Annotated in this window: 14 protein-coding genes; 13 read left to right on the top strand and 1 reads right to left on the bottom strand. The window is 69.3% G+C overall.

Annotation, left to right across the window (positions count from 1 at the left end):
- Positions 1 to 32: 32 nt before the first annotated feature.
- The 12 genes from cyoE to TSH58p_RS16210 all read left to right on the top strand — a co-directional run bounded on the left by cyoE (position 33) and on the right by TSH58p_RS16210 (position 11,135).
- Positions 33 to 962, top strand: a complete 930-nt coding sequence (gene cyoE / locus TSH58p_RS16160) for a heme o synthase (protein WP_109469268.1) — start codon at positions 33 to 35, stop codon at positions 960 to 962.
- Positions 959 to 1,093 carry a hypothetical protein gene (locus tag TSH58p_RS34435; protein ID WP_256380051.1) on the top strand — a complete coding sequence of 45 codons (135 nt, stop codon included), beginning with the start codon at positions 959 to 961 and terminating at the stop codon, positions 1,091 to 1,093. The genes cyoE and TSH58p_RS34435 overlap by 4 nt, the downstream gene beginning before the upstream one ends.
- Before the next feature lie 45 nt (positions 1,094 to 1,138).
- Complete coding sequence (locus TSH58p_RS16165; protein ID WP_109469269.1) at positions 1,139 to 1,762, top strand: cytochrome c oxidase assembly protein; 624 nt, start codon at positions 1,139 to 1,141, stop codon at positions 1,760 to 1,762.
- A gap of 88 nt (positions 1,763 to 1,850) precedes the next feature.
- Complete coding sequence (locus tag TSH58p_RS16170) at positions 1,851 to 2,729, top strand: cytochrome c oxidase subunit 3 (protein WP_247874335.1); 879 nt, start codon at positions 1,851 to 1,853, stop codon at positions 2,727 to 2,729.
- A gap of 80 nt (positions 2,730 to 2,809) precedes the next feature.
- Positions 2,810 to 3,184 (top strand): DUF983 domain-containing protein, encoded by a 375-nt coding sequence (locus TSH58p_RS16175; protein ID WP_109469270.1) that lies wholly within the window; start codon positions 2,810 to 2,812, stop codon positions 3,182 to 3,184.
- Between the two features lie 2 nt (positions 3,185 to 3,186).
- Entirely contained in the window at positions 3,187 to 3,924 is a 738-nt protein-coding gene (locus tag TSH58p_RS16180) for an SURF1 family protein (RefSeq protein ID WP_109469271.1), read from the top strand.
- A 12-nt stretch (positions 3,925 to 3,936) separates the two neighbouring features.
- On the top strand, positions 3,937 to 5,433 hold the full coding sequence (locus TSH58p_RS16185; protein WP_109469305.1) for a carboxypeptidase M32: 1,497 nt from the start codon (positions 3,937 to 3,939) through the stop codon (positions 5,431 to 5,433).
- 412 nt (positions 5,434 to 5,845) lie between these two features.
- Positions 5,846 to 7,171, top strand: a complete 1,326-nt coding sequence (locus TSH58p_RS16190) for a glycoside hydrolase family 5 protein (RefSeq protein ID WP_109469272.1) — start codon at positions 5,846 to 5,848, stop codon at positions 7,169 to 7,171.
- 357 nt (positions 7,172 to 7,528) lie between these two features.
- Positions 7,529 to 8,941 (top strand): threonine synthase, encoded by a 1,413-nt coding sequence (gene thrC / locus TSH58p_RS16195; RefSeq protein WP_109469273.1) that lies wholly within the window; start codon positions 7,529 to 7,531, stop codon positions 8,939 to 8,941.
- Positions 8,938 to 10,194 carry a pitrilysin family protein gene (locus TSH58p_RS16200; RefSeq protein ID WP_109469274.1) on the top strand — a complete coding sequence of 419 codons (1,257 nt, stop codon included), beginning with the start codon at positions 8,938 to 8,940 and terminating at the stop codon, positions 10,192 to 10,194. Before thrC ends, TSH58p_RS16200 begins: the two co-directional genes overlap by 4 nt.
- Before the next feature lie 27 nt (positions 10,195 to 10,221).
- Positions 10,222 to 10,812 (top strand): GNAT family N-acetyltransferase, encoded by a 591-nt coding sequence (locus TSH58p_RS16205; RefSeq protein ID WP_109469275.1) that lies wholly within the window; start codon positions 10,222 to 10,224, stop codon positions 10,810 to 10,812.
- Positions 10,813 to 10,931: 119 nt separating this feature from the next.
- A complete protein-coding gene (locus TSH58p_RS16210) occupies positions 10,932 to 11,135 on the top strand; it encodes a hypothetical protein (protein ID WP_109071253.1) in 204 nt (67 codons plus the stop codon).
- 105 nt (positions 11,136 to 11,240) lie between these two features.
- On the opposite strand, the gene TSH58p_RS16215 is transcribed toward TSH58p_RS16210, so the two are convergent.
- Positions 11,241 to 11,816, bottom strand: a complete 576-nt coding sequence (locus TSH58p_RS16215) for a YqgE/AlgH family protein (RefSeq protein ID WP_094302889.1) — start codon at positions 11,814 to 11,816, stop codon at positions 11,241 to 11,243.
- 158 nt (positions 11,817 to 11,974) lie between these two features.
- On the opposite strand from TSH58p_RS16215, the gene TSH58p_RS16220 reads away from it, so the two are divergent.
- Positions 11,975 to 14,059, top strand: a complete 2,085-nt coding sequence (locus TSH58p_RS16220; protein WP_109071254.1) for a protein-disulfide reductase DsbD — start codon at positions 11,975 to 11,977, stop codon at positions 14,057 to 14,059.
- Positions 14,060 to 14,065 lie beyond the last annotated feature (6 nt).

The raw sequence follows: 14,065 nt of genomic DNA on the forward strand, positions 1-14,065 counted from the left end.
CAGAGAGCCGAAAAGCCAGAGGATAGTGAAGTATGACGGACCTGAGCATTGAACGGGTCTCGACAGGTCCGGTCTCCGGATCGACGCCGGGTGACTACATCGAACTGCTCAAGCCGCGGGTGATGTCGCTCGTGGTGTTCACCGGGCTGGCCGGCATCGTGCTGGCGCCCGGTCACATCCACCCTGTGCTGGCGGCGGTGGCGGTGCTGTGCATCGCGGTCGGGGCCGGAGCCTCGGGCGCCATCAACATGTGGTACGACCGCGACATCGACGCGGTGATGACGCGCACCATCCGCCGCCCGATCCCCTCGGGGCGGGTGGAGCCGGAGAACGCGCTGGCCTTCGGGGTGATCCTGGCCGCGGCGTCGGTCGTGGTGATGGGGCTGGCGGTCAACTGGGCGGCGTCGGCGCTGCTGGCGATGACCATCGGCTTCTACGTCTTCATCTACACGATGTGGCTGAAGCGGCGGACGCCGCAGAACATCGTGATCGGCGGGGCCGCCGGGGCCTTCCCGCCGATGATCGGCTGGGCGGCGGTGACGGGCGGTGTGGAGTTGCCCTCCATCCTGCTGTTCCTGCTGATCTTCCTGTGGACGCCGCCGCATTTCTGGGCGCTGGCGCTGTTCCGCAACGGCGACTACACGCGCGCCGGGGTGCCGATGATGCCGGTGGTCGCCGGTCCGGAGGCCACCAAGCGGCAGATGCTGGCCTACACGCTGGTCCTGCTGCCGGTCGCCGTGGCGCCGTATTTCCTGGGCATCGGTGGCCTTGCCTATCTGATCGGGTCGAGCCTGCTGGGCGCCTTCTTCGTGCTGTGCGCGGTCCGCGTGCTGCGCGCCACCGACGACAAGCCGGCCAAGCAGATGTTCGGCTTCTCGATCCTCTACCTGTTCCTGCTGTTCGCCCTGCTGATGGGCGAGCATCTGGTGAGCGGAATCCTGACGACCGGAGGCGGGGCATGACGATCATGGACGAATCCCACGAGGAACGCCGCAAGCGGCTGCGCGGGCGCAACTACGCGGTGCTGGCCGCGCTGATCGGGCTGGTGGTGATGTTCTACGTCATCACGCTGGTGCGGATGGGCGGGCACTGACCACGGGACGTTGAGCGGACAAACGGCAGGGGAGGAAACGGCGCCATGAACGACCGGCCTGAAAACGACAAGGGGCTCCGGCGGAAGAACCGCCTGTTCATGGCCGGGCTGTTCGGCCTCGTCTTCGGGATGGTCGGGCTGGCCTACGCCTCGGTGCCGCTCTACGCGCTGTTCTGTCAGGTGACCGGCTTCGGTGGCACCACCCAGCGGGCCGATGCCGCGCCCGCGCGGCAGGTCGACCGCGTCATCAAGGTCCGCTTCAACGCCGATGTGAACCAGTCGCTGCCCTGGCGCTTCAAGCCGGAGCAGAAGGAGCTGACGGTGAAGCTGGGCGAGATGGGGCTGGCCGCCTATCAGGCCGCCAACCGGACCGACCGGGCCACGGTGGGCACCGCGCTCTACAACGTCACGCCGGACAAGGTCGGCAAGTATTTCAACAAGATCGAGTGCTTCTGCTTCACCGAGCAGGTGCTGGAGCCCGGTCAGTCGGTGGACATGCCGGTGGCCTTCTTCGTCGATCCGGCGCTGGCCGACGATCCGGCGATGGAGGACGTGACCACCATCACCCTGTCCTACACCTTCTTCCGCGCCAAGGACGAGACGCAGGTGCTGGCGCAGCACGCGACGCAGGCCGCGGGTGCGAAAGGCACCGGGACCACGGCGAACTGAGGACGCGATTCAAAAAGAGACAGTCTGAACGAGAAAATAGGGCTGAACGAAGAAATCGGGCGAAACAAACCGGGGTTGGAAAGAGACGATGGCCGACATCACGCACGCGCAAATGCCGCATCCCCCAGCCTCCGCGCACGGCGCGGGCGAGGGCTCCGGCATCCCGCATCCCTACCATCTGGTGAAGCCGAGCCCCTGGCCTCTTCTGGGCGCTTTCGCGGCCGGTCTGTTCGCGACGGGCATGGTCATCTACATGCACGGCGGCGGGTGGCTGCTGGCGGCCCTCGGCTTCGCGTCCATCCTGGGCGTGATGTTCGGCTGGTGGCGCGACGTCATCAAGGAGGCGGTGCGCGAAAAGGCGCACACCCCGGTGGTGAAGATCGGCCTGCGCTACGGCATGGCGCTGTTCATCGCCTCGGAGGTGATGTTCTTCGCCGCCTTCTTCTGGGCCTTCTACGACGCGGCGCTCTATCCGAAGGTGTTCGCCGAGAACCCGCAAGGCGTCTGGCCGCCGCCGAACATCACGGTGCTGGAGACCTTCCACCTGCCGCTGATGATGACGCTGATCCTGCTGCTGTCGGGCGTCACCGTCACCTGGGCGCACCACGCGATCCTTGAGGGCCGCAACAAGGAGGCGTCGCGCGCGCTGGGCCTGACCGTCCTGCTGGGGGTGATGTTCACCTTCTTCCAGGGCTGGGAATACGCCCACGCCGCCTTCGGCTTCACGCAGGGCATCTACCCGTCGACCTTCTACATGGCGACCGGCTTCCACGGCTTCCACGTCATCATCGGCACCATCTTCCTCGCGGTCTGCTGGTTCCGCACCATGAAGGGCCACTTCACCCCGCAGAGCCATTTCGGCTTCGAGGCGGCGGCCTGGTACTGGCATTTCGTGGACGTGGTCTGGCTGTTCCTGTTCGTGTCGATCTACTGGTGGGGATCGCTGGGCGCCGCCAGCGGCCACTGATCCCATCCCTGTCGCCTTGCGAAGCCCTTCTCCTCCACCGGGGGAGAGGGGCTTGCCGTTCCCGGAGGGAGGCGAGTCGTTTGAGCACCTATTACACCAGCCCGTCGCCCCTGACCGCCGGCCTGCGCTGCGCCTGCCCGCGCTGCGGACGGGGCAAGCTGTTCGACGGCTACCTGACGGTCAACGAGCGCTGTTCGGTGTGCAACCTGAACCTCGCCCGGCAGGACAGCGGCGACGGGCCGGCGGTGTTCCTGATCTTCATCCTGGGCTTCCTGGTCGTGCCGGTGGCGCTGTGGGTGTCGATGACGGTGGATTGGCCGCTGTGGCTGCACGCCATCGTCTGGAGCATCGTCGTGCTGGGGCTGGCGCTCGGCATGCTGCGCCCGGCCAAGGCCTATGTCGTGGCGCTCCAGTACCGCCACCGCCGCAACGAGCTGGAGGACCCGGACGAGTGACCATGACCGCCGCCGAACCCCGCCGCTTCCGCCCCTCGCTGTGGGCGACGCTGATCACCGTGCCCGCCGTCCTGGTCATGCTGGGGCTGGGGACGTGGCAGATGCAGCGGCTGGCGTGGAAGGAGGATCTGGTCCGCCGGGTGGAACAGCGGCTGCACGCCGCCCCCATTCCGCTGCCCACCGCCATCGCCGATCCGGAGACGCTGGAGTTCCGCCCGGTGACCGTCAGCGGGCGCTTCCTGAACGACAAGGACCTGCTGCTGGTCGCCCGGCCCCGGCAGGGGCAGGCGGGCTACGAGCTGCTGACGCCCTTGCAGCGCCCGGCGGAGGACGGCGGCGGCGTGGTGCTGGTCAACCGCGGCTTCCTGCCCATGGACAAGCGCCCCCCGGCCAGCCGCCCGGAGAGCCGGGTCGAGGGGCCGGTGACCGTCACCGGTCTGGTCCGCCTGCCGCAGCCCGCCGGCTGGCTCCAGCCGGGCAACCGGCCGGGGGCGGAGTCCTGGATGCGGCTGGACCCGCCGGCCATGGCGGCATCCGCCGGGCTGGAGACGGTCGCCCCGCTGGCGGTCGAGATGACCCCGGACCCGGCGCGCGGCAACGCGGCGCTGAACGGGATTCAGCCGCTGGTCGAGCTGCCCAACAACCATAGGCAATACGCGTTCACCTGGTATAGCCTCGCCGCGACGCTGGTCGTCGTCTATGTGCTGTCCCAACGCCGGAGGACCGGTCCGGCATCCTAGGAGTTGCGCTTCATGACCGCTGCCTATCGGGAATTGGAACGCCGTTTCGCCCGCATCGCCGCCATCGGCGACGCTCTGGGCATCCTGAGCTGGGACAGCCAGACCATGATGCCCGACGGCTCCAGCGACGGGCGGGCGGAGCAGACCGCCACCCTGACCGTGCTGGCCCACGAGCTGCAAACCGACCCCCGCGTGGCCGACTGGCTGGCGGAGGCGGATGGTGTCGGCGGGCTGGACGCGTGGCAGGCGGCCAACCTGCGGGAGATGCGGCGCACCCACCGCCACGCCACCGCCGTTCCCGGCGATCTGATCGAGGCGACCAGCAAGGCCATCTCCGCCTGCGAGATGACGTGGCGCACCGCGCGGGCGGAGAGCGACTTCGCCATGCTGCTGCCCAGCCTGTCGGAGGTGCTGCGCCGCGTGCGGGAGTGCGGGGAGGCCAAGGCGGCGGCCATGGGCCTGTCGCCCTACGACGCCATGCTGGACGAGCACGACCCCGGCGCCCGGTCGGAGCGGATCGATGCCCTGTTCGCCGGGCTGGCCGGCTTCCTGCCGGAGCTGATCGGGCGCGTCCTCGACCGTCAGGCCGCCGAGCCGGCGCCGCTGCGGCCCGTGGGGCCGTTCGCCGTCGCCAACCAGAAGGCGCTGGGCGAGCGGTTGATGCGCGCCGCGGGCTTCGACTTCACCCGCGGGCGGCTGGACGTGTCGCTGCACCCCTTCTGCGGCGGCGCCACCGGCGATGTGCGCATCACCACCCGCTACGACGAGGACGACTTCACCAAGGCCTTGATGGGGGTGATGCACGAGACGGGGCACGCCCTCTACGAGCAGGGCCGCCCGCGCGACTGGCTGCGCCAGCCGGTCGGGCTGGCCCGCGGCATGGCGGTGCATGAGAGCCAGTCGCTGATCGTGGAGATGCAGGCCTGCCGGTCGCCTGAGTTCCTGTGCTGGCTGGCCCCGGTCGCGCAGGAGGCGTTCGGCGGCTCCGGCCCGGCCTGGGAGCCGGACAACCTGCGCCGCCTCTACAGCCGGGTGGAGCGCGGCTTCATCCGGGTGGACGCCGACGAGGTGACCTACCCGGCGCACATCATCCTGCGCTACCGGCTGGAGACGGCGCTGATCGCCGGGGATCTGGCCTTGGCCGACCTGCCGGGCGCCTGGAACGACGGCATGAAGGAACTGGTCGGGGTGGTGCCGCCGAACGACCGGCTGGGCTGTCTTCAGGACATCCATTGGCCGTCCGGCGCCTGGGGCTACTTCCCCAGCTACACGCTGGGCGCCATGACCGCCGCCCAGCTGTTCGAGGCCGCGGCCAAGGCCGATCCGGACATCCGCCCGGCGCTGGCGCGCGGCGACCTCGGGCCGCTGGTGGCGTGGCTGGGCGTGAACGTGCACGGCAAGGGCTGCCTCTACGCATCGGGCGACGAGTTGCTGACGGCGGCGACCGGGCGTCCGCTCGACGCGGCGGTGTTCCGGCGCCATCTGGAGCGCCGGTATCTCGGCGCTTGAGCGGAGCCTTGCCCCCACCCTGACCCTCCCCCGCTTCGCAGGGGAGGGGACCGCTCTCCCTCCCCTGCGTCAGCGGGGGAGGGCCGGGGTGGGGGCGAGTAGGACGCCAAGTCGTGTTCTCTGGATCGAAAGAATCCGCAAAATCCGCCGAACGCAAAAGGCTGGCCGGTAACCCTCCTTCGTTTTCGAACGCCGCCGCACGCCGTCGGGCGATCGATCGGAAAAACAGCCTCAAGGCAGCGCAAGCACTCGACGCGCCTTCATTGTCTCAAATGTCTTCAAAATCCGCTCTTCCAGACATGGTCACACATGCCTTGGATTGCCGGAATTAAGCAACATTCCCGGCAATATTTCATTAACCATAAACCGCCAGCCTCCGGCCCAACGCGAATGGCAACGAGGGCTGAGCACAATGGGCATCGCCAAGGGCTTCCTGCACACGGACGGCAACCAGATCGTCGATTCGTCGGGTCAGAACGTCAAGCTGACGGGCGTCAACTGGTTCGGCGGCGAGGGCTTCGTCTTCAACCCCAACGGCATGGACATGCGCGGTTACTGGGGGATGATGGAGCAGATGAAGGAGCTGGGCTTCAACACCATCCGCCTGCCGTGGAGCGACGCGGCGCTGGACGCCGACCGGGCGACGGGCATCGACACCTCCAAGAATCCCGACCTCGCGAACAAGTCCCCGCTTGAGGTCATGGACAAGGTTATCGACTACGCCGGGCGCATCGGCATGAAGGTCATCCTCGACCACCACCGCTCCAGCGACGGTGCGTCGGCCAACGAGAACGGCCTGTGGTACGACGACAAGTACCCGGAGTCGAAGATGATCGAAAACTGGAAGATGCTGGCCGAGCGCTACAAGGGCAACGACACGGTCGTCGGCGCCGACCTGCACAACGAGCCGCACGGTCAGGCCACCTGGGGCGGCGGCGACAAGGCCACCGACTGGGCCTGGGCCGCGGAGCGCATCGGCAACGAGATCCAGTCCGTGAACAAGGATTGGCTGCTGCTGGTCGAGGGCGTCGAAATCCACCAGAACCAGTGGGAGTGGTGGGGCGGCAACCTGCGCGGCGCCAAGGACCGTCCGATCGAATTCGACAATCCGGGCAAGCTGGTCTACTCGGTCCACTCCTACGGCCCGTCCATTCATGAGATGGAGTGGTTCAAGGCCAGCGACTACCCGAACAACCTGCCGGGCCAGTACACCGACAACTGGGGCTGGCTGCTGAAGGAGGACAAGGCGCCCGTGCTGGTCGGCGAGTTCGGCGGCAAGCTGGAGACCGACCAGGACAAGGCCTACATGGCCAAGCTCATCGACTACATGAACGGCGACCTGGACGGCAACGGCACCAACGACCTGGGCGCCGGCAAGGAAGGGGCGAGCTGGACCTACTGGTCGTGGAACCCGAACTCGGGCGACACCGGCGGCATCCTGAAGGACGATTGGCAGACGGTCGACCAGACCAAGTACAACGCCATCAAGGAAGGCCTGTTCGACGGCGTCAGCCCGGCCAAGGCCGCCTGGGCTCCGGCGAAGGCGCAAGCTTTGGGCGAGGGCGACATCAACGTCCTGTCCCACACGGTGAACCAGCCGCAGCCGGTGGACCACAGCACCGCCGCGTCGGTGGCCGCCGCGCTCGCCGCCCAGACGGTGGAGCTTCCGCCGGTCGATGCCGCGCACGATCCGTCGGCGCTGCACCACGACCCGCTGGACGTCCACACCGGCGCCTGATCGGCGGGCGGAGTGATTGCCCTCGCCTCTCCGGGGAGAGGGAGGGGACCCACCGCGTCAGCGGTGGGGAGGGTGAGGGGGCCGGTGCGCCTGCGGCGCACCGCCAAGGGGCACTCTGCCCCTTGGCAATCCCCTGGCATGGGCTGATGCCCATGCTGCCCCCTCACCCTAACCCTCTCCCCAGAGGGGAGAGGGAATGACGGGAGCGATTGTCGCGAGAGTGTATTGCATAAGCGTATTGCATGAGAGGGAACCCGCCGCTTGCACGGCGTGTGGGAGGGCGCTAACTATGCCCGTTCCACAAGAGTCGCCGGCCCGCCACAGCGTCGGCCACCTTCAGGCGTCGGAGAGTGTGCGTTGAAGTACGTCAGCACGCGGGGCCAGGCCCCGGTCCTGGGTTTCGAGGAAGTCCTTCTGGCCGGTCTCGCGCGTGACGGCGGCCTCTATGTCCCGGAAAGCTGGCCGCAGTTCTCGGCCGACGAGATCCGCGCGATGCGCGGGCTTCCCTACAGCGAGATCGCCGTGCGCGTCATGCTGCCCTTCCTGGGCGGCGCCATCGCCGAGGACGACTTCCGCGCCATCGTGAAGGACGCCTACGCCAGCTTCGACCACGCCGCGGTGGTGCCGCTGGTGCAGCTCGACCAGCGCACCTGGGTGATGGAACTGTTCCACGGCCCGACGCTGGCCTTCAAGGACGTGGCGCTGCAGCTGCTCGGCCGCCTGTTCGACCATGTGCTGGCCAAGCGCGGGGAGCGGGTGACCATCGTCGGCGCCACCTCGGGCGACACCGGCTCCGCCGCCATCGAGGCGTGCCGCGACCGCCAGAACGTGGACATCTTCATCCTGCACCCGAAAGGCCGCACGTCGGAGGTGCAGCGCCGCCAGATGACCAGCGTCCTGTCGGACAACGTGCACAACATCGCGCTGCACGGCACCTTCGACGACTGCCAGGATCTGGTGAAGGCGCTGTTCAACGACATGGCCTTCCGCGACCGGATGGGCCTGTCGGCGGTGAACTCGATCAACTGGGCGCGCATCATGGCCCAGATCGTCTATTACTTCGCCGCCGCGGTGGCGCTGGGCGCGCCCGACCGCAAGGTGGCCTTCACCGTTCCCACCGGCAATTTCGGCAACGTCTACGCCGCCTACGGCGCGCGGGCGATGGGCCTGCCGGTGGAGCGGCTGATCGTGGGCTCCAACGCCAACGACATCCTGGCCCGCTTTTTTGCCAGTGGCACCATGTCGGCGGCCCCGGTCGTGCCCACATTGAGTCCCAGCATGGACATCCAGATCTCCTCAAACTTCGAGCGGCTGCTGTTCGACCTGCTGGGCCGCGACGGCGCCGCCGTGCAGGCCGCCATGGACGGCTTCCGCGCCGACGGCAAATTCGCCGTCACCGACGCGCAGCTGGCCGAGGCGCACGCGATCTTCGCGGCGGGCCGCGCCGACGACGCCCGGACCATGGACGTCATCAAGGAGGTCTGGGAGAAGACCGGCGGCTATCAGGTCGATCCGCACACCGCCGTCGGCATCCATTCGGCGGCGAGCGCCCCGGTCGATCCGTCGGTGCCGGTGGTGGTGATGGCCACCGCCCACCCGGCCAAGTTCCCCGACGCGGTGGAGACGGCCACGGGCCGGCGCCCGGTCCTGCCGCCGCGCCTCGCCGACCTCTACGAGCGGGAGGAGCGGCTGTCGGAGCTGCCCAACGACGTGGCGGCGGTCCAGGAGTTCGTCGTCGCCCGCGCCCGCGCCGCCAAGGAGGCCGCATGAGCATCCGCGTGACCACGCTGCCGAACGGGCTGCGCGTCGCCACCGACACGATGCCCGGCGTGCAGTCGGTCTCGCTCGGCTGCTGGGTCGGGGTCGGCACGCGCAACGAGTCCGCGAGCGTCAACGGCGTGGCGCATCTCGTCGAGCACATGCTGTTCAAGGGCACCGAACGGCGTTCCGCCTTCCGCATCTCCGAGGAGATCGAGAATGTCGGCGGCCAGCTCAACGCCTACACGACGCGCGAGCAGACGGCCTATTACGCCAAGGTCCTGCACGAGGACAAGGCGCTGGCGCTCGACCTCATCGCCGACATGCTCCAGAACTCCGTCCTCGACAGCGATGAGCTGGCGCGCGAGCGCACGGTGGTGCTTCAGGAGATCGGCCAGGCCGCCGATACCCCCGACGACATCATCTTCGACCATTTCCAGTCCACCGCCTATCCGGGGCAGGCGCTGGGCCGGCCGGTGCTGGGGGCGGCGGAGATCGTCGGCGCCCTGTCGCGGCCGGCGCTGGTCGACTACATCGACGGCCATTACGGCGCACCGGGCATCGTCCTGGCCGCCGCCGGGCGGCTGGAGCACGACCGGCTCGTCGACATGGCCCTGTCGGCCTTCGACGGCCTGTCCTCCCGCCCGGCGCCGGAGTCCGAGGACGCGCGCTACACCGGGGGCGACTTCCGCGAGGCGCGGGACCTGGAGCAGATGCACCTCGTCCTCGGCTTCGACGGGGTGGGGGTGCACGACCCGGACTACTACGCCCATTCGGTGATGTCGACGCTGCTTGGCGGCGGCATGTCCTCCCGCCTCTTCCAGGAGGTGCGGGAGAAGCGCGGGCTGGTCTATTCCATCTACACCTTCTCCGGCGCCTACCGCGACGGCGGGCTGTTCGGCGTCTACGCCGGCACCGGCGAGGACGAGGTGGCGGAACTGGTCCCGGTCGTCTGCGACGAGCTGATGCGGGTGACCGAGGACGTGACCGACGAGGAGGTGGCCCGTGCCGCCGCCCAGCTCCGGGCCGGGACGCTGATGGCGCTGGAAAGCTCCATGTCGCGCTGCGAGCAACTCGGCCAGCAGCTTCTGGTCTACGGGCGCCCGGTGCCGGTGGAGGAGATCGTCGAGAAGATCGGGGCGGTCGACCGCGAGGCCATCGTCCGCGTCGCCAAACGCCTGCGCGAAAGCCGCCCCACCGTGGCCGCGCTCGGCCCGATCGGGCGGCTGGAGGAGTATGACCGCATCGCCGCGCGGTTCCGGTAGGGGACGCGCCAGGGTGGGAGGGGCAGCATGATCCGCCTGCTCGGCAGTGGTCTCATCAGCCCGCCGTCGGTCCGGCTCGACGGGCCGATCTGCTACATCCGCCCGCCGCTGCCGCGGGACTGGCGGGAATGGGCCGATCTGCGTGCGGATTCCCGCGCCTTCCTCACCCCCTGGGAGCCGACCTGGCCGGCGGACGCCCTGACCCGCGCCGCCTTCGGGCGGCGGCTGCGGCGGCAGGCCCAGGAGTGGCGCGACGACCAGGGCTACAGCTTCCTCGTCTACGACCGTGCGACCGACCGGCTGGTCGGCGGGCTGGGGCTGACCAACCTGCGGCGCGGCGTGGCCCAGATGGCGACGCTCGGCTATTGGGTGGGGCAGCCCTACGCGCGCAACGGCTACATGTCCGGCGCGACCCGGCTGGTTCTGGATTTCGCCTTCGGGCAGTTGGGGCTGCACCGGGTCGAGGCCGCCTGCCTGCCGACCAACGCGCCCAGCCGCGGCCTGCTGGAAAAGGTCGGCTTCACCCACGAGGGTTACGCGCGCGGGTACCTGCGCATCGACGGGGTGTGGCGGGACCATGTCCTCTACGCCATCCTGCGCGAGGAGTGGCGGGGCTAACCCGTCCGGTCGGGGCGCCCCGACCCCAATTCCCAGGGTTTTGTCCCGCCCGGCTTAACCCGCGGTTAAGGGAGCGGGCGCAGGCTGACGGCATGCCCTTCCCATCGCGCGAGGCGGATATGTCGTTGAACCCCACCTGGACGAAAGAAAATTCCCTGACCTACGCCGTCGAGCTGGACGGACGCCGCGTCGATCTGCGCTATGAGGCGTCGGGCTTCCAGAGCGGCTGGGCGGTCTATGCCGGCAACAAGCTGGTCGAGCGGTGCAGCGAGCTGATGCAGGCCCGCGGCCTTGCGATGGCGATTGCCAGCAAGACGCCCTGAATCCTGATTTTGGGATCCTGATTTTGGGATGCTGATTTTGCGGTGAAGCCCCGCCGCGTGCCGTGCGGCGGGTGTATGGTCCAAGCGACAGAGCGGCGAACGCCGTCAGGCGTGCCCGGCTTCCGCCGACAGCATGGAGAGGCTGACGCCGAGCTTGGCGATCGAGCGCTCCCATTTGGTGTCCAGTTCGGGATCGAACAGCAGCGACTCGTCGCAGGGCACGTTCAGCCAGCCGTTGGCCTGGATCTCCGCATCCAGTTGCCCCGGTCCCCAGCCGGCATAGCCGAGCAGCAGGATGTTGCGGCGCGGCCCGCGGTCCTCGGAAATCGCGCGCAGGATGTCGATGGTCGCGGTCAGCGCCACCTCGTCGTCCACCACCAGCGTGCCGTCCCGCACGTAATCGGTCGAATGCAGGACGAATCCGCGCCCGGACTCCACAGGCCCGCCATAATGGACCGGCATGTTGGCCACCGGCTCCTGGATTTCGATCTCGAGCTGTTCCAGCAAATCCTCGAAAGTGACCGACCCGAACAGGCGATTGACGACGAGGCCCATGGCGCCGTCTTCGTTGTGGGCACACATGTAGATCACGGTCCGCTGAAAACGCGGGTCCGTCATGCCCGGCATGGCGATCAGCAACTGGCCGGTCAGATAGTCCGAGGACTTGGTCAGGTGCGGCATGGGCGCTATCCTTGTGTCGGGGGACGGGTGGACCGTTGGGCGGCCCGCCCGAAGCCGTCTTCGCCCGAGTGTGACAGCACGGGCCAAGCTTTGTCATCCATATACAGCCAGGGCCGATGGGCGGCCCGCTGCGTCTTGATATGAGAACAGTCGGTGCGATGAAAAGGTTTGTTCCATTCCTGCTCGCCATCCTGGCCTTGGCCGCACCCGGAATGGGGAGGGCGGAGACCGGCGCCTGGGTCAAGTCCGGCCCGGTGGAGGCCCGGCTCGTCGCGTCGGTGCAGGGGGTGGGCGATCTCGCCAAAATCCCGCTGGGCCTGGAGGTCCGGCTGGAGCCCGGCTGGAAGACCTACTGGCGCACCCCCGGCGACGCCGGATTCGCGCCGCGGCTGGACTGGTCGGAGTCGCGCAACCTCAAGGCGACGGAGCTGATCTACCCGGCGCCGCACCGCTTCACCGTGCTGGGCTTCGAGACGGCGGGCTACGACGCGGAAGTGCTGTTCCCCATCGCCGCCACTCCGGCGGAGCCGGGCAAGCCGCTGGACCTCGCGCTGAAGGCGGAACTGCTGGTCTGCTCGACCATCTGCGTGCCGGAGATGGTGGCACTCTCCCTGTCCATCCCCGAGGGACCGGCGGCGCCGGGGCCGTCGGCCAACGACATTGCCCGCGCCCAGTCCCTGGTGCCCGGCGACGGGCGGGCCTCCGGCCTGACCGTCACGGCGGTGCGCGGCCAGGGCGCCGCGCTGGAGGTCGAGGTGACCGCCCGCGAGCCGATGGTCGCCCCCGACGTGTTCGTGGAGACCGACCCGCCGGTGACCTTCGCCGCGCCCAAGCCCCAGTTCCTCGACGGCGACCGGCGGGCGATCCTGCGGCTGGACGCGACCGACCCGACGCCCGGCCTCGACCTCGCCGGGCGGGCGATGACGCTGACGGTGGTGGACGGCAACCGGTCGGTGGAGGCTCCGGCGACCGCCGCGGCCGGGCTGGGCGGAGGCGCCGGGGCGGCTCCGGCGGGGCTGCTGGCCATGCTGGGCGTCGCCCTGCTGGGCGGGCTGATCCTGAACCTGATGCCCTGCGTGCTGCCGGTGCTGTCGCTGAAGCTGTTGTCCATCGTCCAGCATGGTGGACGGGCGCCCGCGGCGGTGCGCGCGGGTTTCCTGGCCTCGGCGGCGGGCATCCTGACCTCCTTCCTGATCCTCGCCGGGGCGCTGGTCGCGGTGAAGGCGGCGGGTGGTGCGGTGGGCTGGGGCATCCAGTTCCAGCAGCCGCTGTTCCTCGTCTTCATGGTCGTCCTGGTGACCCTGTTCGCCGCCAACCTGTGGGGCCTGTTCGAGCTTCCGCTGCCGCGCGCCATCGCCGACCGGATGGGCGGGCCGGAGGGACAAGGATTGGGTGGACAGTTCGTCACCGGCGCCTTCGCCACGCTGCTCGCCACGCCCTGCTCCGCGCCCTTCCTGGGGACGGCGGTGGGCTTCGCCCTGGCCCGCGGGGCGCTGGAGGTGTTCGCCATCTTCGCCGCGCTCGGCGTCGGGCTGGCGCTGCCCTATCTGCTGATCGCCGCCTTCCCGCGCGCCGCGCGCCTGCTGCCGCGCCCGGGGCGCTGGATGGTGGCGCTGCGCCGGGTGCTGGGCGGGGCGCTGGCCCTGACCGCGCTCTGGCTGCTGTCGGTGCTGGTCGTGCAGGTGGGCGAGGTGCCGGCGCTGGCCGTCGCCGTGCTGATGGGCGGGCTGGTCGCCTCGTTGTGGCTGGGCCGCCGGCTGGCGGAGACGGCGCGCTGGGCCGGGGCGGCGCTGGCCGGGCTGCTCGCCGTGGTCGCCTTCGCGGTGCCCGCCGTCTTCGGCCCCTCGGCCGGGGCGGCTCCGGTGGCCGAGAGCGCGGCGGCGCGCTGGACCGTCTTCGACGAGGCGGCGATCCGCGAGCAGGTGGCCGCCGGTCGGATCGTCTTCGTGGACGTCACCGCCGACTGGTGCATCACCTGCCAGGCGAACAAGAAGCTGGTGCTGAACCGCGGCACCGTCGCGCAGCGGCTGGAGGACGCCGGGACGGTGACCGCCATGCGCGCCGACTGGACCCGCCCGGACGAGTCCATCGCCCGCTATCTTGCCCGACACGGCCGCTATGGCATTCCCTTCAACATCGTCTATGGTCCGGGGGCTCCGGAGGGCATCGCGCTTCCGGAACTGCTGACCGAGGGCGCCGTCCTGGACGCGCTCGACCGGGCATCCGGCAAGATCAAAAGCTGAAACACA

Origin of the sequence: Azospirillum sp. TSH58 (assembly GCF_003119115.1) — a bacterium.
GTDB lineage: Bacteria > Pseudomonadota > Alphaproteobacteria > Azospirillales > Azospirillaceae > Azospirillum.

Bases quoted from the DNA above. Each gene is read 5' to 3' on its own strand.
- cyoE (WP_109469268.1), top strand. From the start codon at position 33: ATGACGGACCTGAGCATTGAACGGGTCTCGACAGGTCCGGTCTCCGGA.
- TSH58p_RS34435 (WP_256380051.1), top strand. From the start codon at position 959: ATGACGATCATGGACGAATCCCACGAGGAACGCCGCAAGCGGCTGCGC.
- TSH58p_RS16165 (WP_109469269.1), top strand. From the start codon at position 1,139: ATGAACGACCGGCCTGAAAACGACAAGGGGCTCCGGCGGAAGAACCGC.
- TSH58p_RS16170 (WP_247874335.1), top strand. From the start codon at position 1,851: ATGGCCGACATCACGCACGCGCAAATGCCGCATCCCCCAGCCTCCGCG.
- TSH58p_RS16180 (WP_109469271.1), top strand. From the start codon at position 3,187: ATGACCGCCGCCGAACCCCGCCGCTTCCGCCCCTCGCTGTGGGCGACG.
- TSH58p_RS16185 (WP_109469305.1), top strand. From the start codon at position 3,937: ATGACCGCTGCCTATCGGGAATTGGAACGCCGTTTCGCCCGCATCGCC.
- TSH58p_RS16190 (WP_109469272.1), top strand. From the start codon at position 5,846: ATGGGCATCGCCAAGGGCTTCCTGCACACGGACGGCAACCAGATCGTC.
- TSH58p_RS16200 (WP_109469274.1), top strand. From the start codon at position 8,938: ATGAGCATCCGCGTGACCACGCTGCCGAACGGGCTGCGCGTCGCCACC.
- TSH58p_RS16205 (WP_109469275.1), top strand. From the start codon at position 10,222: ATGATCCGCCTGCTCGGCAGTGGTCTCATCAGCCCGCCGTCGGTCCGG.
- TSH58p_RS16210 (WP_109071253.1), top strand. From the start codon at position 10,932: ATGTCGTTGAACCCCACCTGGACGAAAGAAAATTCCCTGACCTACGCC.
- TSH58p_RS16215 (WP_094302889.1), bottom strand. From the start codon at position 11,816: ATGCCGCACCTGACCAAGTCCTCGGACTATCTGACCGGCCAGTTGCTG.
- TSH58p_RS16220 (WP_109071254.1), top strand. From the start codon at position 11,975: ATGAAAAGGTTTGTTCCATTCCTGCTCGCCATCCTGGCCTTGGCCGCA.